Raw genomic sequence first — 21476 nt, forward strand, 5'->3', positions numbered from 1 at the left:
GGTCCGACCCCGCGTGACCTGGCGGGTGGCCTTGTGCGCCGGGGTGTGTTCAGCCGGCGGGCAGCGCGGCCGCGACCTTCGCGCGGATCTCTTCCATCCGCGACCGCAGCACCGCCGGATCCTGGCCGACCGGCCCCGACACGCCGATGCCGACCGACACGCCGCCCGAGGTGTACCAGAAGGCCATCACGCGTCCGGCCGGGCTGCTCCCGGTGTAGAGCAGATCGGTGGCCGCCGGGCCGAGCGGGCTGCTGTCGAACCCGCCGGTGACCAGGTTCTGCCGCAGCCCCTGGACCAGCTGACCGGCCTGCGCCTTGGACGGCGCCGGGACCGCGATGAGCGTCGTGCCGCCGTCGGTGCCTGCGTAGGCGTGGTAGACGAGCTGGTCCGCGCCCGCCGCGCGCATGAGGTTCGCGTCGGCGTCGGAAACGGCTTTGGCCTGGACCGCCTTGTCCAGCGCCATGGTCGAGTTCTCCGGGTTCGGCGTGCCCGGCAGCGTGGGCAGCTTGTCCTCGAGCGACGCCGGCTGGGTGTTCGGCGCGGACGACGCGGCGGGCGGCTGCGCGGCCGTGTCGTTCGAGTCGTTCTTGTTGCCGAGGAACCAGATGCCGCCGACGACCAGCGCCAGCACCACGAGCACGGCCAGCGACAGGAACAGCCAGGTCGGCTTGCCGCGGCGAGGCTTGGCGTCGTCCTCCCAGAGCCGGCGCGGCTCCGGCTGGCCGTTCGCCGGGATCGCGCCGAAGACCGCGGTGGGCCGGTCGTCGGCGGGGCTCGGCGCGGTGGTCGGCCGGTCGGTGGAGAACGGGGTGTGCGAGAAGGCGGGCTGCGGCTTTTCGGCCGACGGGACCGCGGCCCCGGAATTCAGGAACGATTCGACCGCGGGCGGTTCCGGCGCGGGCATCGCCGGGTTGGTGCTGGCCCAGCCGACGACCGGCTGTTGCTGCTGACCCGGTTGCTGCTGGCTCGGCTGTTGCTGCTGGCCGGGGGTGTGCCACTGCACGGGAGCGACGCCCGGCCAGGTTCCCGGCTGGGCGGGCAGCTGCGGCTGCGGCTGGTGCGGCGGAGGAGGTCCGGCTTGGCTCGGCGTGCTCGGCGGCGTGACCGTGGTCTGCGGCTGGGCTGCCGGGCTCGGCGGCGGGGTGGCCGGGGTCTGCGGCTGGGCTGCCGGGCTCGGCGGCGGAGTGGCCGGGCTCTGCGGCTGCGAGAAGAAGGGCGCTGCCGCGTCGGTCGTGGCTGCTGAGTTCGGCGCAGCCACCGGGCTGACGGTGGCTGCTGAGCTCGTCGTCGCAGCTGAGTTCGCGGCGGGCTGCTCGGGTGCCGCGGTGCCTCCAGGCGGGGTGCCCAGCCGGAGCGTGCTCGTCGGGTCGTGCTCCGGCATCGTCGCCACGACCTGCGTAGTGCTCGCGCTGTTGTCGACGGAAGCACCCTGGGCCGGGGCGCTCGCGCTGCCAGTGCTCGGCTCCGCCGCTGCCTGGCTGTCCGATCCGGCAGGCGTAGCCGTGGCCTGGACGGCCGGTGTGCTCCAGGTGGGTGACTCGCTCGCCGACGGCGCGTCCTGCCGCAACGGCGACGCCACTGGCGAAGCCGCCCCGCCGCCCGACGCCTCGGCGAGCAGTTCGTCGCGCTGGCGGCGGTGTTCGGCGTGTCCGAGGCGGCCGGCGGCCAACTCCGCGTCCAAGCGCCGGAGCTCTTCCTGCCAGCTCATCACGCAACCCCCTGTCACCGGTTCGGGCGACAGTGTTCCACGCGCTCTGGCTCCGTGGGGCTCAGGTGCACAAGATCAGCCCAGATCACGCGCCCGCTTCGCGAGACCGCCAGGAAAACCGGCGGGTCCGTACGATCGGGAGCATGTCCTCCGCGCGCGGTGCGCTCGCCGCCCTTGCCGTGGATCGGCTCGCCGGTCTCGACATCACCGCTGCCGAACTCGTCGAGGCCGGGGCGCGGGCCGTCGGCGAGGGCCTCGACGCGCCCTCCCTTCCCGAACTGGCCGCCCTCGACCACCGAAACCACCAAGCGGTTTCCGCCGCCTTCTCGCACGTGGTCGAGGAGCTGGGCATCGAACTCCCGGCCGACGCCACCGCGGCCCAATGGCAGCTGCTCGGCGAACACCTCGGCGAGATGGTGCGCGGCGACGTCCGGCTCGCTGTGGCGGCGAAGAGCGTCAAAGCCCTCGACGGACGGCTCGGCCATCCGGTCGCGCTCGCCGAGCTGCGGCAGTGGCTGGCGATGCTCGCGACCTGGATTCCCACCGATGTCACGCCGGTCAGCTACTGCGAGGACCAGGTTCTGCAGCAGGCGCGCGCGGTACTGGCGGGTCCGTGGCCGCCGGTCACCCGTTAAGCGGCAAAAACTGTCGTACATATGTTCTAAAATTAGCCGTGTACTGGGGAAACCATCCATCGGAAGGCGGCCGCCCATGACCAGTTCTCAGTCGGCATACGTCACGCTGCCCACGTTCGTCGGGTACAGCGCCAGCAAGGGCCCGTCGCGTTCGTCGTTCGTCCGCAGGCAGCGCCGGCTGTACGAGGACCCGGCCCGGGCGGCGTTCAACTACTACCGGCGCGCGGCGAACGCGGTGCGGGCCGGCCGGGCGGCGCGGCAGGACGAGGTGGCGATGCGCGCGCTGGTCAACAACGCCGACGAGCGCACGCGTCCGCATTACGCCGCCATCGCCGAGGGCTGGCTGCGTTACCTCGGCAGGCGCGATCCGAAGCTGATCGAGGTCGGGCGGGCGCGGTTCGCGCTCGGCGAGCTGGAGATCGGCATCAGCCCGCAGCTGGGGCTGCGGAAGTCGAACGGCCGCCGGTTCGCCACCTGGCTGTACTTCAAGGAGGAGCCGCTCACCCGGGACGCCGCGCAGCTCGCGTTGTGGCTGCTCACCGAGGGCATGCCGGATCTGCTGCCGGGCGGGGAGGCGCTGGTCGTGGACGTCCGCCGGGCGAAGGAGTTCACGTTGTCGGCGCGGGACCGGGAGCGGCTGCGGCCGTGGGCGTTCAGCGAGGCGTCGGCGTTCGTCACGCTGTGGCGCGCCGCATAACTGCTCCGTGCATGACCGGCACGGGTCTCGGGTAAGGAACCTGCGGACCGGGCGCTGTTTTCCCGGTCCGCGGGCCACCCGGTCGAGTGACAGCTTGGCGCTCGGCTCCGGTGGACTGGACAATCCCGGTCCCGGACACGAAGCTTTCGGCAGTTTCGAGCCCGGCCGATGACTTCGAGGTCGACAAGTGAACGCTGCTGCAGCCTGGGAGCCGCTCTCGCGAGTGGCTGACGAACCCGCTTGGTATTGGGTGCACGACAAGCTCAGGTTCTGGCCGAGCACCTTCGCGCACGATTGGCCCGGCTTCCATGAGCCGTGCCCGTCGGCTGCCTGGGATCTCTCCACCGGCGAGTACGACCGCGCCTCGGCCGAGTTCCGCCTCGGCCCGTACGCGGTGGAAGAGCACGACGTGGCCCGCGCCGTGCTGGCCGCGCTCCAGGAGGTCACCGCCGAGGACGACTGGCTGTGGGTCCTGCATTGGCAGCACCAGTCGTTCAAGTTCTGGCCGCATCGCATGCAGCAGAACGCGCCGTGGCCGGTCTCGGTCTTCCCGCGCGGCGACTACCACCTGTTCCTCGCCGCCGATTTCAGCTACGGCACGCTCGGCCACCCGTGGGAGCGCACCCTGTGCGTCTTCGGCGAAAACTTGCTCCCCGCGGTCGAAAAGCACGCCGACGGCATCCTCACGAACCAGCTCCGCCGGGACGGCCAGCCCTCTGCGCTGACCCGCTGATCACCGCCGCTGCTACCGTCTCGCACGTGTTCGAATACCACGGCTGGGTGACCATCGCCGCCACCGCGACGGGCGACGACGACGCAGCTCTGCTGGAGCGCCTGGTGGAACGGGTCCACCGCTCGCTGAACAACACAACCATGCTGGACCTGGTAGACCTCCGCTGGAGCGAAGGCCTGCCCATGCTCCATCTGGGTGGTCTAGACAAACACGGCGGAGCCATCACCCCGCAACTGCTGGAAACCTTCGCCCGAGTAGGAGAACTGGCCCCAGGCTCCTACGGCCTCCTGCACATCTGGGACGACCAACACCCAGAACACGACAACGCCTTCCAGGTCTACCGAATGGCAAGAGGCCAACTAACGGAACAAAAAGACGAACACCTGTCCCCCATCGCCCCCACAGTCCTAGACACCTACGAGTTGTAAGAGGACAGGCCCCGGAAGGTCGCGACGCACCTTCTCCGCTTGCTCCGCAAGCTACAAAGCCGCCCACGCACACAACCGCAGCCGAAGGCACCGCGGGGGTCCGGGGGCTCGGGCCCCCGGGTGAAATGGCGAAGGCCCTGTATCCACGCTTTTTGTGGATACAGGGCCTTCGGGACTGAGCGGATGACGGGATTCGAACCCGCGACCCTCACCTTGGCAAGGTGATGCGCTACCAGCTGCGCTACATCCGCGTTAACCGCTTGGTGCTCGGTGTTGAAGACACTCTATACCGTCGCCCCGGTGACACTTTCGGGGGCCCCGTTATTGGCGTGGACCTGCTGAGATGTGGTGCTTGCGCGTCACGTCGAGCGCACAAGGGGTGACGACGGGCGCTCTGCTCCGTATGGTGTCCCCAATCGACTTCAGTGGTGAGTCCTTCGGGGGAGGAGGTGCCTTGCCGGATGACCGAGCTGGGCACGGCGCCGCCACCAGCGGCCTCGGAATCCGACGAGCAGGCACTTTTGAAGCGGCTGCGCGACGGCGAGGATGCCGCGTTCGGGGAGTTGTTCGAGCTGCATGCCGCGGCCGTGCGCAGATTGGCGCAGAGTCTGGCGGCGGATCGTTCCGAAGCTGAAGACATCACCGCGGAGACTTTTTTCCGCGTGCTGCAGGCGTTGCGCCGCGGCGCGGGTCCGCGGGATTACATCCGGGCTTATCTGCTGACGGTCGCGCGCCGGGTGTCGTGGGAGTGGCATGGCGCTCGGCGCGATGTCCCGGTGACTGACGACGAGTTGACGTTCCGGGCGGGCGCCGGGGTGGACACGCCCGCGCGGACGGCTGAGCACACGTTGATCACGACGGCGTTCACGAGTTTGCCGGAGCGGTGGCGGACGGTGCTGTGGCAGACCGAGGTCGAGGGCGAGCAGCCGGCGATGGTGGCTCCGCATTTCGGCTTGTCGGCGAACGCGACGGCGGCGTTGGCGCGGCGGGCGCGGCAGGGGTTGCGGGCGGCGTATCTGCAGGCGCATTTGTCGGTGAACCGGGGTCCGGAGACGTGCCGCGCGGTGGTGGAGAAGCTGGGCGGGTTCACCGCGGGCAGTGTCACCGGCGCGGAGGCGGAGCGGATCAAGGCGCATTTGCTGGGGTGTCCGTCGTGCCGGGCGACGCAGGACGAGCTGCGGGATGTGTGTTCGTCGTTGCGAGCGCATGCCGGGGTGCTGGTGCTCGCGGTTCCGGCGCTGGCCGGGGTCGGCAAGGCCGCTGGCGCGGTCGCGACGGTGAAGAGCGTGGTGTTCGGCTCGAAGGTGAAGGTCGGGCTGGCGCTGGCGTCGACCGCGGCGGCGGGTGCGGTGAGTTTGACCGCCGGTCCGCTGGTGTTCGGGTCGCATCCGGTGCAGGACGTCGGGTTGGGCGGGGGCGCGCCGGAGCTGGCGTTGCAGCCGCCGCAGCCGCCTCCGCCGCCGGCGCAGCAGGGTCCGCGGGTCATTTCCGGGCAGCTGAACGGCAGCGCGCGGCCCGCGCACGTGGGGGTTCATCCGGGGGTTTCGCAGCATTTGGGCGTGGCCGAGGTGCCGCATTTGCCGCCGGTGCATCAGGCGGCGTCCGGGGAGCAGTCCTCGTCGGCGTCGGATTCGGCTGGGTCGACTGGTTCGACGCCGCGGGATGATCTTCCGAGCCAGGACGGCAGTCGTACGGAGTCGCCGATGACGAGCCGGTCTTCGAGCACGGAGTCGCGGTCGGATCTGGACACGTCCACGAACTCGTCGAGCCCGGGCGTCCTGAGCACGACGACGGACGACACGAGTCCTTCGTCGTACGCTCCGCCGCCCTCCTCGTACGTGCCTTCGCCGGATTCGTACGTGCCGCCGTCGGTCACGACCACGCCGACCGGGTCGCGGCACGACGCATCTGCTGCTCCGCGGTCTTCCAGCTCGGCTGAGTCGTCCGACTGCCCGAAGTCTTCCAAGCCGGTCGAGTCGACCAAGTCTTCGAAGTCCGCCGAGTCCTCGAAGTCGGCCAAGACGGACTCCACGTCCGGGAACGATGTCACCGGTTCGGCCGATTCCTCAGCGGACGCAAGCTCCCGAACAGCCAAAACCCGGCAAACCGCCAGTAACTCTCAGTGAGCGCCTCGCGCTGGACGGCACGGTCACGGTAACGTTGAGCGAGTTCGACGTCGCCCGGGAGGCAACAGGATGAACCGGCTGGTGCGCGGCGAAGACGGTCGCCATTGGGTGGTCCGTGCCCAGATGGAGTGGCGGGCTCCTGCCACCGCTGACGATTTCGAACACGACGTCGCGGGCAGTTACGGACCTGGCATCGCGATGATCGTGGTCATGGGGTTCCTGGTGATCGCGCTGGTGGTCTGGACCCCGGATGTCGTGAAGGTGCCCGCGTGGGTGCTGCTGGCGTTGCTGCTGGTGGTGTTGTTCTTCCCGCTGCGGTGGATCCTGCGCCGCCCGTGGACGGTGGTCGCCGAGACCGAGGGCGACGTCGCGGGCGACCGGCCGTCGGAGCGCTGGGTCGGCACGATCCGCGGCATGTTCACCGTGTCCGGCGAGGTGAAGCGGATCTCGAAGACGATCCAGAGGCATTCGCTGCCGGACTTCGACGGTCCGCTGCACCCGGTCGAATAGACCTGGCCGGAACCGGGCCGGCGCGCGAGACTGGTGCCATGCCCGAGTTGCCCGAGGTCGAAGCACTGGCCCACCACCTGCGCGAACACGCCGTGGGAAGCACCGTTTTCCGGCTCGACGTCGCGTCGCTGAGCGTGCTGAAGACCGCGGTGCCGCCGTACACCGAGCTGCACGGCCGCGAAATCACCGACGCGACTCGGCACGGCAAGCATCTGGATGTCGTGCTGGGCGATTTGCACCTGGTGGTGCACCTGGCGCGCGCTGGCTGGCTGCGCTGGTCGGACGGGCTGTCCCCGGCTCCGTTGAAGCCGGGCAAGGGGCCGATCTCGCTGCGGGTGCATCTGGAGTCGGCTTCCGGTCCTGGCTTTGATCTCACCGAGGCGGGGACGAAGAAGGGCCTGGCGGTGTGGATCGTCGCGGACCCGTCCGAGGTGGCGAGCGTGGCGCGGCTGGGGCCGGACGCGCTGGCGATTGACGCTTCGCAGTTGCGGGAGTTGTTCCAGGGGAAGGGGACTCGGCTGAAGTGGGCGTTGACTGATCAGTCGTTGATCGCGGGGATCGGGAACGCTTATTCGGACGAGATCATGCATCGGGCGAAGTTGTCGCCTTATGCGACCGTGGGGAAGCTGGACGAGGGCGCGTTGGAGGTCCTGGCCGAGGCGATCCGCGAGGTGGAGACGGACGCTGTCTCGCGGTCGGTGGGGCAGAAGGCCGCGCGGTTGAAGGGAGAGAAGCGGTCTGGGCTGCGGGTGCATGCTCGGACTGGGCTTCCCTGCCCGGTTTGCGGGGATACTGTGCGGGAGATTTCGTTTGCGGATAAGTCGTTTCAGTATTGCGCGACTTGTCAGACTGGCGGGAAGCCGTTGGCTGATCGGCGGATGTCTCGGTTGTTGAAGTAGTCGGCTCGTCGCCTGGCGGCGACATTGCTTGTGGGGAGTGCGGTGGGGCACCCCGAAGCTTGATTGTGATGACGGTCTGAGGGTGCTTGTCAAGGCTGGAAAGATGCCTTGACAAGCACCCCCAGACCGCATTTGGGCTTCGTATCGGGGTGCGGGGGTGGTGTGGGTGCACCGATCGTTGGGTGCATCGGCTGCGGTTGGTTCTCTGAATGCTTCGACGTCCGCATGGCGGGTCGTGGCACGGAGAGACTTCGCGGCGGGTGGTGGGGCACCTGGTCTCGCGAGTGAAGGGCTACTCCGGAGGGATTCTCGGCGTGATTCGCGCCAAGATCATCGCGGTGTCGTGAGGGAACGCGGTGTCGTGAGGGAACAAGGTGGTTGTGAGGGAGTTGCACGGGTTGCGAGGGGCGCAGCGCGGGTGTCGTGAGGGGCCCCTTCAGGGAATCAGATTCCGTGAGGGTTCCCCTCACGACACTTGGCCGCACGCTCCGCGTGCGAGAAGCCGCTGACGAGGCAGCCAGCACTCGGCATTGCCGGGAGGGCCGCCCGGGCCCGAATTGCCGAGAGGGCCGCCCGCGGTTGCCGGGAGAGCGGCCCCGGGGTTCGAATCGCCGGGGGACGCCAGGCGAGCAGCCCGGGGGTCCGAATTGCCAGGAGGTCCGCCCGCGGTTGCCAGGACAGCCGCCCCGGGGCCCGAATTGCCGCGAAGGCCGCCCCCAGTTGCCAGGACAACCGGCCCCCAGGCCCGAATTGCCAGGAGGGCAGCGCCGAGCCATTGCCAGGTGGGCAGCGCCGAGCCCAAATTACCGGAAGGGCCGCCCCGCGAATCCATCCCGAAACCACTAAGAACCCTCATCCGCACTAGCAAGCAATGAAGGGTCCCTTCACCCCTAACGTTCCGTAGTCATGAAGGGTCCCTCCACTCCACCCATCGGCGCCCCACAGCCACCGCCACCACTCGAATGGCGCAAGATCCTCACGCTCACCGGGAGTGACGGTAGGGTTTGCCCACTCTCGGCGTCGCTACTGGACAGAAAGTGGGGAGCAGACCTTGCACCCGGTCGGTCGAGCGCAGAGCATGGACGTCGTGTCCGACTTCCCCTATGCGCTGGTCGTCCCGTGGGTTCTGGTCGGCATCCTGGTGATCGTGGTGCTGGTCCTCGCCTTCCGGGCGCGCCGGCCCAAGGGGGTCATCCAGGACGCCGTTCTCCAGGCCGTTCACCGGATGTCCAAGGCCACGCCCAACTTGCGGGCGGGGCTCGACGAGGAGGCCGCCAACCGGATGACGGCGGAGCTGCTCGAGGTGCTCGACTGTCTCGCCGTCGGCATCACCGACAGTGAAGGCACGCTGCTGTCCTGGGCGGGCGAGGCCACCGATCATTACCTGGACGTCGTCGAGGACATCGGGACCGCGTTGCGCAAGCACCGGCGGGCCGTCGCTGATCACAACAAGATGCCTTGCAATCACCGGGGCACCTGCAAGATGAAGACCGCCGCGATCGTTCCCATTCTCGTTGAGGGCGAGGCGGAGGCGACGCTGATCGTCGTCGGGCGCACGCGCGGCAAGCTGGTGCAGATGGCTGAGGCGGTGGGCCAGTTCGTCTGCACGCAGTTCGAGCTCGCGCGGCTCGAAGAATCGCGCAATCAGCTGCAGCAGGCGGAAATCAAAGCACTGCGCGCGCAGATCTCTCCGCACTTCGTCTACAACGCGCTCAACACCATCTCCGCGCTCATCCGCACCGATCCGGAGGAAGCGCGCGAGCTGCTCCAGGACTTCGCGGACTTCACGCGCTACTCGTTCCGCACGTCCGGCATGTACACCACGCTCGCCGAGGAACTGCGCAACATCGACCGCTACCTGACCATCGAGAACGCGAGGTTCGGCGGCCGGCTCGAGGTGCGGATGAAGATCGCGCCCGAGGTGCTCAGCGTCGTCGTGCCGTTCCTGATCATTCAGCCGCTCGTCGAGAACGCCGTCAAACACGGTCTGGCCAGCAAGCCGAGCGGCGGGTGCGTCACGGTGATCGCGCGGGACGACGGGCACGAAGCGCTGATCACGGTCGAGGACGACGGCATCGGCATGGACCCGCGGCAGCTCACCGATCTGCGCAACGCGCATCGCACCGGCGCGCACGTCGGGCTCGGCAACATCAACCAGCGCATGCGGCAGGTGTTCGGCGAGGATTACGCGCTCACCGTCGAAACCGCGCCGGGGGCGGGGATGAAGGTCGCGTTGCGGGTGCCGAAGTTCAAGCTCGGCGTGCGGCCGAACATGCCGGACTACTCCGCTGACGTGCCGCAGCAGCCGATGGCTCCGGTCGAGCCGGAACCGGAACCCGACGGAGTGCACGGCTCGCGTTCGGGAATGCTGCCCGCGCACTGAACTGGTTAGCCTGGGCAGATGAGCGTGACCGACAAGCTGACTTCCCGCCTTCCCGTGCTCGGCGACCGGGGCGACCGCAAGGACGTGGTCGCCGTCGTGAAGCTGCACGGGGTGATCACGCCGTCGCCGTCGCCGCTGGCTCGCGGTGCGATCAACCTCGGCGCCGTCGAATCCGCGCTCACCAGGGCGTTCGCGCACGACCGGCTCAAGGCCGTCGCGTTGCAGATCAACTCGCCCGGCGGCGCGCCGACGCAGTCCGGGCTGGTCGCGGAGCGGATCCGGCAGCTGGCCGACGAGAAAGGCGTGCCCGTCCTCGCCTTCGCCGAGGACATCGCCGCCTCCGGCGGGTACTGGCTGGCCTGCGCGGCCGACGAGATCTACGCGCACCGGACGTCCATGGTCGGCTCGATCGGCGTCATCAGCGGCGGCTTCGGATTCACCGGACTGCTCGAACGCTTCGGCATCGAGCGCAGGCTGCACACCGCGGGCGCGAACAAATCGCGGCTCGACCCGTTCAGCCCGGAGAAGCCCGAGGACGTCGAGTGGCTGAAAAACATGCACAGCCAGCTGCACGAACTGTTCGTCGAATGGGTCAAGGAACGACGCGGCGACCGGCTCACCGATTCCACCGATCTGTTCACCGGGGACGTCTGGCTCGGACAGAAAGCCGTCGACCTCGGGCTCGTCGACGGGCTCGGTTCGCTGCGCGAGATCGTCCGCAAGCGGTACCCGGACGCCGAGATTTCCGTGGCGGAGCCGAAGAAACCGCTGCTCGCCCGGCTCGGGATCGGGGCGCCCGCGGCGGCGAGCGCGCTGCTGGACGCGGTGACCACGAAGGCGGCCTGGTCGCGTTTCGGGCTCTGACCCGAGGTGAGCGGCGACTCCGGTACGCCACTCACAAGCGGTACTCTCGGCTGGGGTCTGGACAATGCACCTCGCAATCGGCAGGATGCGTCTCACTGTGAGTGCTCACGACGACACCCGGAAACTCATCGTCCTTGCCGTGGACGACGAGCTGGCCGGGCTGGACGAACTCAGCCACGGACTCCAGAACAACCCGCACATCCACCGCGTTTTCCAGGCCTCGGACGCCTCCGACGCGCTGCGGCTGTTCTCGCACGACGACCCGGAACTGGCTGCCCGGCGGGCAAGCGGCCTGCCGACGGTCGACGCCGTGTTCGCCGACATCGACATGCCCGGCCTGTCCGGCATGGAGATGTCGCGCGTGATCGCGGCGATGAACCCGTCGCCGGTACTGGTGTTCGTCACCGGGCACGCCGAGGAAGCGGTGAACGCGTTCGACCTCGGCGCGGTCGACTACGTCCTCAAGCCGTTCCAGCAGGACCGGCTCGACCGGTCGGTCGCGCGGGTGCGCGAGAAGCTGGCCACGGTCACGGGCCCGCCCGCCGGCCAGGGCGGGGCCGAGCCGGTGAAGACCGACGACGAGGTCATCCCGGTCGAACTGGCGGGCACCACGAAGCTGATCCCGCGCTCGTCGGTCCGCTGGGTGGAAGCGCAGGGCGACTACGCGCGGCTGTTCACCACCGAGGGCAGCCACCTCGTCCGGATCCCGCTCGCCCAGCTGGAAGAACGCTGGGAGAAGGCCGGATTCGTGCGGATCCACCGGTCGTTCCTGGTCGCGCTGCCGCTGATCACCGAAATGCGGATGGGCCAGGGCGGCTACCAGGTCGTGATCGGCAACGAGGAGAAAGTGCTGCCGGTCAGCCGCAGGCACACCCGGGCGCTGAAGGACCGCATCGTCGGTTCCGGCCGGGGCGGCTAGCCGTCGATGTCCTCGCCCGAAGACCCCTACCACCGGCTCGAGAACGGAGTCCGCAAACCGGACCCGACGCTGGGCGTGCGGCCGGAGGACCGCGCGGTGGTCGAACCGGTGCCGCCCGCTCCCGAACCGGTCCCGCGCTCCAGCGAACCCGCGCACGTGCGGCCGAAACGGGAACGCGTGGTGCTCGCCGATTCGCGGCAGTCGTCGGCGCGGATGCGCGGGCGGGTCGAGCTGGAAGAACAGACCAGCTGGGGAAAACTGCTGGTCCGCGACCTGGTGAAGGTCCAGTTGCGCACGTCGGTGTGGCTGGCGGTGCTGGTGCTGGTCGTGCTCGGGATGCTGCCCGCGCTGTTCTATTTCCTCCCCGCGGTCGCGCGGTTCACCGTGATCGGCATCCCGATCCCGTGGCTCGTGCTCGGCCTGCTTCCGTTCCCGTTCCTTTTCGCCGTCGGCCTCTGGTACAACCGGCTCGCCGAGCGGCACGAACGCGACTTCGTCGACATGATCGAGAACTGACCCGCGCGGGGGATGCGTTCGCTGGTGGCGGCGCGTCCCGGAAGCGTGTGGTCGTGCGAGGATTCACGCCGTGCAGCTGACCCCGTGGACGTTGACCGGCCTCGCGCTGGTCGCCTTCGCGACTTACTACCTTGGCTTCCGTTCGTCGCGCGGGGCCACCAGCACGCACGACTTCCTCGTCGCCCGCCGAACCGTGCGCTCCAGCCGCAACGCGGCGGCGATCTCCGGCGAATACCTGTCCGCGGCGTCGTTCCTCGGTGTCGCGGGCATGGTGCTCAAACAGGGCGCCGACGCGACCTGGTACCCGATCGGTTTCACCGCCGGGTATCTCGCATTGATGCTGTTCGTCGCCGCGCCGCTGCGCCGATCCGGTGCGTACACGCTGCCGGACTTCGTGGAGGCCCGGCTCGGTTCGCGAGGCCTGCGCCGCTTCGCGACCGCGGGCGCGGTGTTCATCGGGATTCTGTACATGGTCCCGCAGTTGCAGGCCGCCGGTTTGACGCTCGCGCAGATCGTTCCGGTGCCGGCGTGGGCGGGCGCGCTGCTCGTCATCGTCCTGGTCGCGGTCAACGTGATCTCCGGCGGGATGCGCGCGATCACCGTGGTCCAGGCGTTCCAGTACTGGCTGAAGCTGTTCGCGATCGCCGTGCCGACTTTCGTGCTGTGCATGGTTTTCTTCGCCGGCGGCGGCCCGGGCGGCGTGCGTGCGCTCGGTGCGCCCGCGCCGCCGGTGTTCCCGTCGGACACCAAGGTGACGGTGCAGACCGATGTCACCGTGAAGGTCACCACCGAGACGTTCTTCTACGCACACGGCCACATCGACGACGGTCCCGCGGGCGGCATGGCGCGCTGGTCGCCGCTCGTGCCGCACAAGGTGTCCGCGGGGACGACGCTGGAATTCGCCGCGGGAACGCCGGTGCCGGTCGTGAGCGACGCGCCCACGTCGAACGACGCGTGGCTGCATCCGGCGTCGAACGGCATCACCGACCTGCTGCAGACGTACTCGCTGATCTTCGCGCTGTTCCTCGGCACCATGGGCCTGCCGCACGTGCTGGTCCGCTTCTACACCAACCCCGACGGCAAGGCCGCGCGCCGCACCACCGTGCACGTCCTCCTGCTGCTCGGGCTGTTCTACCTGTTCCCGACGATGCTGGGCGCGCTCTCCCGGATGTACGTGCCGCAGCTGCTGCTCACCGGCAACACCGACGCGGCCGTACTGTTGCTGCCAACCGCGGTGCTGCCGGGCTGGCCAGGGCAGATCCTCGCCGCGGTAACGGCCGCGGGCGCATTCGCGGCGTTCCTCTCGAGCTGCTCGGGCCTGCTGGTGAGCGTGGCCGGCGTGGTGTCGACGGATCTGCTGCCGGGACGGGTCAAGGACTTCCGGGTCGCGGCGTTGCTGGTCGCGATCTGCCCGATGGCGCTCACGCTGATCTTCCGCACCGAGGACATCTCCCTGTCGATCGGAATGACGTTCGCGCTCGCCGCGTCGACGTTCAGCCCGCTGCTGCTGCTCGGCATCTGGTGGCGCAAGCTCAGCTGGCCGGGCGCGCTGGCGGGAATGGTCGTCGGCGGCGGGATGGTGCTCGGCGCGCTGGCGTACAACATCGTGTGCGAGTACACCGGGGACAAGATGCCGTGGTTCACCATTCAGCCCGCGCTGATCTCGGTGCCCTCGGCGTTCCTGGCGACCTACGTGGTGAGCAGGCTGACCAGGTCCGGCCGCCCGGAACTGGTGAACGACATCATGCTGCGCCTGCACGCCCCCGACCCGCTGGGCCTGATGCGCGACCGCGCGGTCGCCCGGTTCGGCCAGGCCGACGAGAAACTGCGGGCCGGCCGGGGACGCCACCGCAAGGCTTAGCGGTTAGCGTTCCTCACACGCGTACAACGTCCTGACATGGGAGCATGGAACCTGTGGTGAGCCCTGCTGAAATTCCGACCGCTGAAGTCCGCGACCTTCCCGCGGACATTGCACTGCTCGACGTCCGCGAGGACGACGAGTGGGCCGCCGGGCACGCCCCCGCCGCGGTGCACATCCCGCTCGGCGAACTGCCCGCGCGAGTCGGCGAACTCGCCGAATTCCCCGAGGACAACCCGGTCTACGTCATCTGCCGCTCCGGCGGCCGCTCGGCACGCGCCGCGGCGTGGCTGAACGCGAGCGGCTGGGACGCGGTCAACGTCGCGGGCGGAATGGGAGCCTGGGCGCGCGAAGGCCGCCGCATGGTGAGCGAAAACCCCGACACTGAACCCGAGGTTCTCTGACGGATGCCTGCCCAGTCTGTTCCCGAGCCGCCGGAATCCTCGGATCCGGCGTCGTTCGTGCCTGGCTTCGGCCGGGACGGGGGGGACGGTGGCCCGCCGGGTGACGCAGGTCACGGCGGGGTTGGGCACGGTTCTCCTGGCACTGGCACTGGCACTGGCACCGGCACCGGCACCGGCACCGGCACCGGCACCGGCACCGGGGCTGGGGTTGGGCACGTCGGGCCGGGCGCTCCGGCTGGCGGACCTGTCCCCGGTTGGGCTGGCTCGGTGCCGCAGTTCGGCGCGCAATCGCATTCTGGCCAGCCCAGCGGCGGGCAACAGGGTGCGCAGCCGTATCCCGGTCAGCAAGGTGGTGCCGCGCAGCCCGGGCAGCCCGGCATGGTGCCGCAACCCGGTGCCGCATCGCATGGGCAACCGGGCCTGGCACCGCAGCCCGGTGCCGCATCGCATGGGCAACCGGGCCTGGCACCGCAGCCCGGGCAGCCAGGCCAGGCATCGCAGCTCGGCGAGCAGGGTGGTGCCGCGCAGCTTGGGCAGCCCGGCACAGCGCCGCAGCCCGGACAGCCGGGCGCTGCCGTATCGCCCGGGCAGCCAGGCCCGCCACCGCAATCCGGCCACCAGGGTGGTCCCGCGCCGCATGGGCAGTCGGGCCCGCCACCGCAACCCGGCCATTGGGCACCGCAGCAAGCCGGGGCGGTGCATCCTGGCCAGCAGTTCGCCCAGCCGTACCAGCAGCAGTACCCGGCGCAGGTCTACCCGCCGCACCCCTCGTACGCGCGTCCGTTCACCGCTGCTCCGCAAGGCGCGATCCACCGGCCCGCGCCGCAGCAATCGCAGGCGAGTCCGCCGAAGCGGGCGGCTAAGTTGCGTTGGGTCGCGTCCCCGCCGCCGAGTGTCGTTCGTCGTCGGCGTGCTGTGCCCGCGACGCCCTACTCCGGTCCGCCGTCCTATCCGGTGCCGCCGCGCTGGGGCTTCCCGAACCTGACCTGGCGCCGGCCGACGAACGTGCCCGGCACCGCGTCCGGCGAAATCCGGCCGATCGACCGGATCCCGGTGCTCGCGCGGAGCCTCACCACGATCCTCTGGACGTTCGCCGTTCTCGCCGTGATCGCGGCGGGGGCGGAGATCTGGCGGTACGCGCTCCTCGTGGAGAGCCGCGATTCCGCGCTGAACAGCAGCGTCGTCGGGTTCTCCGACGCTTTCGTCATGCTCGCCGGCCTGCTCACCACGATCTTCTCGCTGCTTCCCGCCGGGCTCTCGGTCTGGTGGCTGCTGGTCGCCCGACAAGCGGCCGCTGACGAGGCCGATGAAGCGCCGCCGCGGCCGGTCTGGCAGGTGCTTGTGGGCGTGCTGGTGCCGATCGTGAACCTGCCGCTGGCGTTGTCCGTGGTCAGCGAGCTGGAACACGCCGTGCTCCGCCGGTCCCGCGACAAGCGGCCGAAGCCGTCGCGGCTCGTGCTCGGCTGGTGGGGTGCGTGGGTGGCGAACTGGGTCCTGCTGATCGTCACGATCATCTGGCGGATCCGGCCGGGCGTGCAGGCGATGGCGGACAGCGTCCTGCTGGTCGCGTTCACCGATCTCGCCGCGGCCGTGCTCGCGGTCGGCACCGCGCTGGTGATCCGGCGGTTCTCGGATCTGCTGATGCCGATCGCGCCGGAACGTCTGCGCGACTTCCGCGTGCTCAAGATCGAGGGCGCGCCGGAGCCCGAGCTGCGGACCGCGCGTCCGGTCGGGGCCGCGCGTTAAAGGTCGCCGAGCGCCGGTTCCAGCTGGCCGAACGCGACCGCCGCGGAATCCCGGATCTGCTCCACCAGATCGTCCGGCTTGACGTCCTGCCAGGTCAGCCGCCAGACGTCGTCGAGAAGAAGCCGCAGCACTGACGTGAGGTGCGCCCCGGCCGTCCGCGACAGCATCTCCCGGTCCGGATGCCGGTCGAGCAGCGCGGCGGAGAGCTCGAATTCCCGGTCGACGTGCATGTCCCGGAGCGCGGACGTGAGGCGTTCGCTTTGCCGCACCATCCGCACGAAGGACACGTCCGCGAACCCGAGCAACGCGCTCGCCTTGTCCAGCTCCGCGAAGCACCCGTCCCGTACGGCGATCAGCGCCGGCGTCTCCGGGTCGGCCCGGACCAGGTTCGCCGGCCAGTCCACGAAGTCGTTCCGGATGTCGAAGACCAGGTCTTCCTTCCGGCTGAAGTGATTCGTGACGGTCATCTTGGCGACCCGCGCCGCCTCCGCGACCTCGGCGATCGTCACCTGGTCGAACCCGCGCTGGATGAACAGCCGCGTCGCCACCGCCGAGATCGTCTGCCGCGTCTCCAGCTTCTTCTGCTCCCTGAGGCTCACCCCGCCCAGTGTACTAGGTCCGACCTAAAATTGTGCTTGACCCATTAACTAGGTTCGACCTAATCTCAGGTCCGACCTAATGAAGGGGGTGAGGCAATGACCACGCAGCTTCCGGCGGCTCCGGTCTCCGATGCCGGGCTTCGCCGGCTCGGCGGGGTGCTGATCCTGGGCGCGGTGCTGTCGATCCTCGACGCGACGATCGTGTCGGTCGGGATCGGCGTGATGGCGCGTGACCTGGACAGTTCGCTGCCGACCGTGCAGTGGGTGGCCAGCGCGTACCTGCTGGCCGCCTCGCTGACCATTCCGCTGTCCGGCTGGCTTTCCGACCGGTTCGGCGGCCGTCAGGTGTGGATCGCGGCCGTCGCGCTGTTCACGCTGGGGACGGTGCTCTGCGGGTTCGCCTGGTCGGCTCCGGCGCTGATCGCGTTCCGCGTGCTGCACGGTCTCGGCGGCGGTCTCATGCAACCGGTCGGCCAGGCGATTTTCGCGCAGGCGGCCGGTCCGCGGCTGGGCCGGATGATCGGCGTCGTCACGCTGCCCGCGACCGTCGCGCCGGTGCTCGGCCCGATGCTCGGCGGTGCGCTCGTCCAGGACCTCGGCTGGCGCTGGCTGTTCTTCGGGCTCGTGCCGTTCGGCGTCGCCACCTTGCTGCTCGCCGTCCGGGTGCTGCCGCGCGAGGAACCCGCTGGCACGCGCGATCCACTCGACGTCCGCGGTCTCCTGCTGCTCCCGCCGGGACTCGGTGCGCTTGGCTACGGCCTAGGCGAAGGGTCCAACACATTCGCCATCGCCGGTGCCGTGCTGCTGATCGCGTACGCCTGGCACGCTCGGCGCGCGCAATCGCCGCTGCTTGATCTGAAGTTGTTCGCGCACAAGGCTTTCACTGTCGCGAGCGCGAGCACCTTCTTGCTGGGCGCGTCGCTGTACAGCTCGATGTTGCTGCTTCCGCTTTACTACCAACAAATCCAGCACACGTCCGCTCTCGCCGCTGGCCTCCTGCTCGCGCCACAGGCATTGGGATCAGCCGTCGTCCTTATCGCAGGCGGAAAACTGCTGGACCGCTTTGGCTCGCGAACCGTCATGCTCACCGGCATCGCGTTGTCACTCATGGGCACCATTGCCTTTACTCAGCTCGGCGATTCCCCCAGCCCGACCCTGTTGACAATTTCGCTGCTGATCCGTGGGTTCGGCCTAGGCGCGACCACGACGCCCGGGATGACGATGCTCTACACCTCGCTGGAACGCAGCCAAATCCCGCGTGCGGCGAGCGCGATCAACGTCGTCAACCGCATCGGCGGCTCGCTGGGCACGGCGCTTCTGGTGGCTGTTCTGCACGCGCAACCGCCCGGTGCCGCCGCGTTCGGCACCACGTTCACCTGGGCACTTGGCCTTTCCCTGCTGAGCTTTGTCCCCGCTCTCTTCTTCCCGAAAGGAACCCGCGCATGACGCTCCGCCTCTTGGCCGTGCACGCCCATCCCGATGACGAATCAAGCAAAGGCGCCGCGACTCTGGCCCGCTACGCAGCCGAGGGCGTCGACGTCCTGGTAGCCACCTGCACCGGCGGCGAACGCGGCGATGTGCTCAACCCAACTTTGGACCGAGAGGACGTCCGGCGGGATCTGCCTGCCATCCGTCGCCGGGAAATGGCTGACGCGGCAAGGCTTCTCGGCATCCGCCAGACGTTCCTCGGACATGTCGACTCGGGGTTGGCCACGCCTTCCCCGGCTGGCAGCTTCGCGGAGATTCCCTTGGCTGAGGCGACAAAACCGTTGTTGGAGCTGATGGGGGAATTCCGTCCACAGGTGGTGGTCACCTATGACGAGACCGGCGGTTATCCACACCCCGACCACATTCGCACGCATGAGGTCACCACCGCGGCGTTCGCCGAATCCGACGACGGCAGTCCGCGCAAGCTCTACTACCTCGCCACCCTCAGCCGATCCTGGTTCGCAGCCATGCACGAGGCGACGATCGCGGCTGGTGAGGAGTCGTTGATGGGCCCGGTTCTGGACGAACTGCCGCCGACCGACGTGCTCACCGTGACCGCCCGCGTCCGCTGCGAAGAACACTTCGCGACCCGGGACGCGGCGTTGCGCGCGCACGCCACGCAGATGGATCCGGGGCATCCGTTTTTCGCCCACTCGCGCGAGATCGAGCGAAAGACTTGGCCCTGGGAGGATTACCACCTTGCCCGCACGAACGGTTCCGTCGCGCCAGCCGCCGGGTTGGAGGACGACTTGTTCGCGGGCTTGCGCTGAGGTGTTGTCGTGAGCGACGTTGCCGGTTAGATGCCGCTCACGAGCCCTGCCTCAGGCGGTCACCGGCAAAGTCCGCAATCCGCGGATCACGAACTCCGGCCTCCGCTCCGGCTCCGCGGCGAGCCGCAACTCCGGAAGCCGCTTCGTCAACGCCGTCAACGCGGCCGCGATCTCCACCCGGGCCAGCGGTGCCCCGACGCAGTAGTGGATCCCCATCCCGAAGCCGAGGTGCGCGTTCGGCGACCGGCCCACATCGAGAGTGTCCGGGGCGTCGAACACCTTCGGGTCGCGTGCCGCGGCACCCAGCAGCGCGCCGATCTTCGAGCCCTTCGCGACCCGGTGACCAGCGATTTCCACGTCCTCGGTCGCCGTGCGCTCGAACAACTGCAACGGAGAATCGAAGCGGATCAGTTCTTCCACAGCCGAGTCCAGCAACGTTGGGTCGGACCTAAGCCGCTCCCATTCCGGGTAGTGGGTGAGCAGTGCGGTCACCCCGTTGCCGATCACGTTCACCGTCGCCTCATGGCCCGCCATCAACAGCAGTACCGCGGTGGCGACGACCTCGTCGGGGGTCAGTTCGCTCGCGGTCAGGTCCCGGACGATGCCGCGAGGGGAGCCGGCGACGACCTCGCGCAGGTACGCCACGAAATCGGCCGCGGCCTGTTCGGCGGCGTCGCGGCCGTCCTCGGAGAGGCCGTATTCGTACATCTTCACGATGGCGTTGCTCCACGTCACCAGCTGCGCGCCGTCCGACGTCGGGACGCCGAGCAGTTCGGCGATGACCGCGACCGGCAGTGGTTGCGCGAGGTGTTCGAGCAGGTCCGCGCTGCCGTCGGCGGCGATTTTCGCGGCCAGCGTGTCCACCATGGACTCCGCGAGTTCCGCGACCATCGGACGCAGCCGCTGCACGTGGCCCCGGCCGAATTCGCCCGCGATGACGCGGCGCAGGCGGGTGTGCGCCGGCGGTTCGTTCTCCAGCAACGAGTTGCGGTGCAGCAGGTTGAACGACGCGAACCGTTCGAGCGGCTGCGCGTCGGTCCAGATGCGGCCAAGCCCGCGGTGCCGGAGCACGGCGGCGGACGCGGCGTGCGAAACGGTGATTGCGATGTCGAGGCCGTCGTGCTGGTGCACCTCGCCTTCGGCGCGCAGCGCGGCGAACGCGGGGTACGGGTCGGCGAGGAAGGCGGGATCGCGAGGGTCGAACACGAGCTGACTCTAACCCGCGAGCCTGGACGGCCGGTCCCTTCGATAGCGTCTGACATCGAGTTCCGAGGAGGCTGAAATGGGTAAGGGCGCGCGTAAGAAGGGTCCCAAGCCGGACCGCAAGCCGAAGGTGCGCGACGTCTTCGTCGGGCAGCCGTTCGAGGGTCTGGCCGCGGAGCCGGAGCTGATCGCGTTGCGCGAGTTCGTCCCGTCGGCCACGGCGAAGCTGACGCTCGCCGACGGCGGCGACGTCACGCTCGGCACGGTGCTGCCCATGGCCGCCGCGGCGTTCGTCCGCTCGGACGGCGAGCGGTTCCTCGGGCTTCAGGTGCAGACGCGGTCCTCCGACATCAGCCGCGACCTCGGCCGCGCGCTGCGCTGGCTGCTCGACGCCGAACCGGGCGACGTGCTGTCGGTGCCGGACACGACGTCGCCCACCGACCCGGACGAGCACAACCGGCTCCAGGACCTGCTCGTGCCGAGCGCGGAGCTGGAGGTCGCCCTCCACACCGACTTCGCGTGGTGGCTGCCCGAGGACGCGGACGCGACCGGCGACGTCGCGGTCTCCCTCGAGCGCGCGAACGCCGCGATCATGCCCACCGACCGGCTCGGCTCCGGCGCGTACTGGGTGCTCGCCGGCGAGAAGGCGCACCTGCGCTGGGTCCGCCCGGAACCGGAGAACCTGCTGCTGCAAGCGCTTGCGCGGCTGTCCGCGGCCGGCACGCTCGGGCTCGGCGAGGGCACCCGGTACGCCGGGTCGTTCCGTGCGCACGGCCTGCTCGTTCCGGTGTGGGACCTCGACCCCGAGGCGCACGCCCGGGAGTGGGCCGAGCCCAAGGACCAGCTCGGCGCCCGGCTGGACGAGGCGCTCAAGTCGCTCGACGCCGAGCCGCTCAACGCCACCGAGCGGCGTGCCCGCGACGGGCTGATCGGACGCCAGCTCACCATCCGCTGACTTGTCCACCTGTGGACAACTCGACCCGAGTTGTC

20 protein-coding genes and 1 tRNA gene are annotated in these 21476 nt (G+C 69.4%); 17 read left to right on the plus strand and 4 right to left on the minus strand.

The features are described from left to right. Positions 1-49: 49 nt before the first annotated feature. Complete coding sequence (locus WA670_RS04785) at positions 50-1708, minus strand: hypothetical protein (RefSeq protein ID WP_336156998.1); 1659 nt, start codon at positions 1706-1708, stop codon at positions 50-52. Positions 1709-1851: 143 nt separating this feature from the next. Here WA670_RS04785 and WA670_RS04790 point away from each other — a divergent pair, with 143 nt between their 5' ends. The 4 genes from WA670_RS04790 to WA670_RS04805 all read left to right on the plus strand — a co-directional run bounded on the left by WA670_RS04790 (position 1852) and on the right by WA670_RS04805 (position 4201). Further along, entirely contained in the window at positions 1852-2343 is a 492-nt protein-coding gene (locus WA670_RS04790; protein ID WP_037806942.1) for a hypothetical protein, read from the plus strand. A gap of 76 nt (positions 2344-2419) precedes the next feature. Continuing rightward, positions 2420-3040 (plus strand): hypothetical protein, encoded by a 621-nt coding sequence (locus WA670_RS04795; RefSeq protein ID WP_037806945.1) that lies wholly within the window; start codon positions 2420-2422, stop codon positions 3038-3040. A 223-nt stretch (positions 3041-3263) separates the two neighbouring features. After that, a complete protein-coding gene (locus WA670_RS04800; protein WP_336156999.1) occupies positions 3264-3773 on the plus strand; it encodes a DUF2716 domain-containing protein in 510 nt (169 codons plus the stop codon). A gap of 26 nt (positions 3774-3799) precedes the next feature. Then, entirely contained in the window at positions 3800-4201 is a 402-nt protein-coding gene (locus WA670_RS04805) for an Imm7 family immunity protein (protein ID WP_336157000.1), read from the plus strand. A gap of 178 nt (positions 4202-4379) precedes the next feature. On the opposite strand, the gene WA670_RS04810 is transcribed toward WA670_RS04805, so the two are convergent. Beyond that, positions 4380-4452 (minus strand) — tRNA-Gly (locus tag WA670_RS04810). A 210-nt stretch (positions 4453-4662) separates the two neighbouring features. Here WA670_RS04810 and WA670_RS04815 point away from each other — a divergent pair. The 10 genes from WA670_RS04815 (at position 4663) to WA670_RS04860 (ending at position 16426) form a co-directional block, all read left to right on the plus strand. Beyond that, positions 4663-6327: a zf-HC2 domain-containing protein gene (locus WA670_RS04815; protein ID WP_134664526.1), complete on the plus strand. Its 1665-nt coding sequence runs from the start codon at positions 4663-4665 to the stop codon at positions 6325-6327. A 69-nt stretch (positions 6328-6396) separates the two neighbouring features. Continuing rightward, positions 6397-6837 (plus strand): DUF983 domain-containing protein, encoded by a 441-nt coding sequence (locus tag WA670_RS04820; RefSeq protein WP_009085725.1) that lies wholly within the window; start codon positions 6397-6399, stop codon positions 6835-6837. 38 nt (positions 6838-6875) lie between these two features. Further along, positions 6876-7736: a DNA-formamidopyrimidine glycosylase family protein gene (locus WA670_RS04825; RefSeq protein WP_037806953.1), complete on the plus strand. Its 861-nt coding sequence runs from the start codon at positions 6876-6878 to the stop codon at positions 7734-7736. Positions 7737-8814: 1078 nt separating this feature from the next. Continuing rightward, positions 8815-10119, plus strand: a complete 1305-nt coding sequence (locus WA670_RS04830) for a sensor histidine kinase (RefSeq protein WP_037806955.1) — start codon at positions 8815-8817, stop codon at positions 10117-10119. A gap of 18 nt (positions 10120-10137) precedes the next feature. Beyond that, on the plus strand, positions 10138-10983 hold the full coding sequence (locus WA670_RS04835) for a S49 family peptidase (protein ID WP_134664525.1): 846 nt from the start codon (positions 10138-10140) through the stop codon (positions 10981-10983). 85 nt (positions 10984-11068) lie between these two features. Further along, complete coding sequence (locus WA670_RS04840; RefSeq protein WP_167754006.1) at positions 11069-11902, plus strand: LytR/AlgR family response regulator transcription factor; 834 nt, start codon at positions 11069-11071, stop codon at positions 11900-11902. A 6-nt stretch (positions 11903-11908) separates the two neighbouring features. Further along, the gene (locus WA670_RS04845; protein ID WP_037806959.1) at positions 11909-12418 is read left to right on the plus strand and encodes a hypothetical protein; all 510 of its coding nucleotides are present in this window, start codon (positions 11909-11911) and stop codon (positions 12416-12418) included. Positions 12419-12488: 70 nt separating this feature from the next. Then, complete coding sequence (locus tag WA670_RS04850; protein WP_037806961.1) at positions 12489-14279, plus strand: sodium/solute symporter; 1791 nt, start codon at positions 12489-12491, stop codon at positions 14277-14279. Between the two features lie 44 nt (positions 14280-14323). Then, positions 14324-14680, plus strand: a complete 357-nt coding sequence (locus tag WA670_RS04855) for a rhodanese-like domain-containing protein (protein WP_336157001.1) — start codon at positions 14324-14326, stop codon at positions 14678-14680. 807 nt (positions 14681-15487) lie between these two features. Next, positions 15488-16426 carry a DUF4328 domain-containing protein gene (locus WA670_RS04860; protein ID WP_336157182.1) on the plus strand — a complete coding sequence of 313 codons (939 nt, stop codon included), beginning with the start codon at positions 15488-15490 and terminating at the stop codon, positions 16424-16426. On the opposite strand, the gene WA670_RS04865 is transcribed toward WA670_RS04860, so the two are convergent. Then, on the minus strand, positions 16423-17025 hold the full coding sequence (locus WA670_RS04865) for a TetR/AcrR family transcriptional regulator (RefSeq protein WP_051728582.1): 603 nt from the start codon (positions 17023-17025) through the stop codon (positions 16423-16425). The two genes, WA670_RS04860 and WA670_RS04865, sit on opposite strands and share 4 nt — an antisense overlap. Before the next feature lie 96 nt (positions 17026-17121). Between WA670_RS04865 and WA670_RS04870 the strand changes: the two genes are divergently transcribed. Beyond that, positions 17122-18471, plus strand: a complete 1350-nt coding sequence (locus tag WA670_RS04870) for a DHA2 family efflux MFS transporter permease subunit (protein ID WP_051728583.1) — start codon at positions 17122-17124, stop codon at positions 18469-18471. Next, positions 18468-19283, plus strand: coding sequence for a mycothiol conjugate amidase Mca (gene mca, locus WA670_RS04875; protein WP_336157002.1), 816 nt, complete (start codon positions 18468-18470; stop codon positions 19281-19283). Before WA670_RS04870 ends, mca begins: the two co-directional genes overlap by 4 nt. Positions 19284-19334: 51 nt before the next feature. On the opposite strand, the gene WA670_RS04880 is transcribed toward mca, so the two are convergent. After that, positions 19335-20489 (minus strand): cytochrome P450, encoded by a 1155-nt coding sequence (locus WA670_RS04880; protein WP_336157003.1) that lies wholly within the window; start codon positions 20487-20489, stop codon positions 19335-19337. 76 nt (positions 20490-20565) lie between these two features. Here WA670_RS04880 and WA670_RS04885 point away from each other — a divergent pair, with 76 nt between their 5' ends. Beyond that, complete coding sequence (locus WA670_RS04885; RefSeq protein WP_275291126.1) at positions 20566-21441, plus strand: DUF5926 family protein; 876 nt, start codon at positions 20566-20568, stop codon at positions 21439-21441. The last annotated feature ends 35 nt before the right edge of the window (positions 21442-21476 follow it).

The sequence above is a fragment of the Amycolatopsis sp. VC5-11 genome (genome assembly GCF_037034185.1).
Taxonomy (GTDB): Bacteria; Actinomycetota; Actinomycetes; order Mycobacteriales; family Pseudonocardiaceae; genus Amycolatopsis; species Amycolatopsis nivea.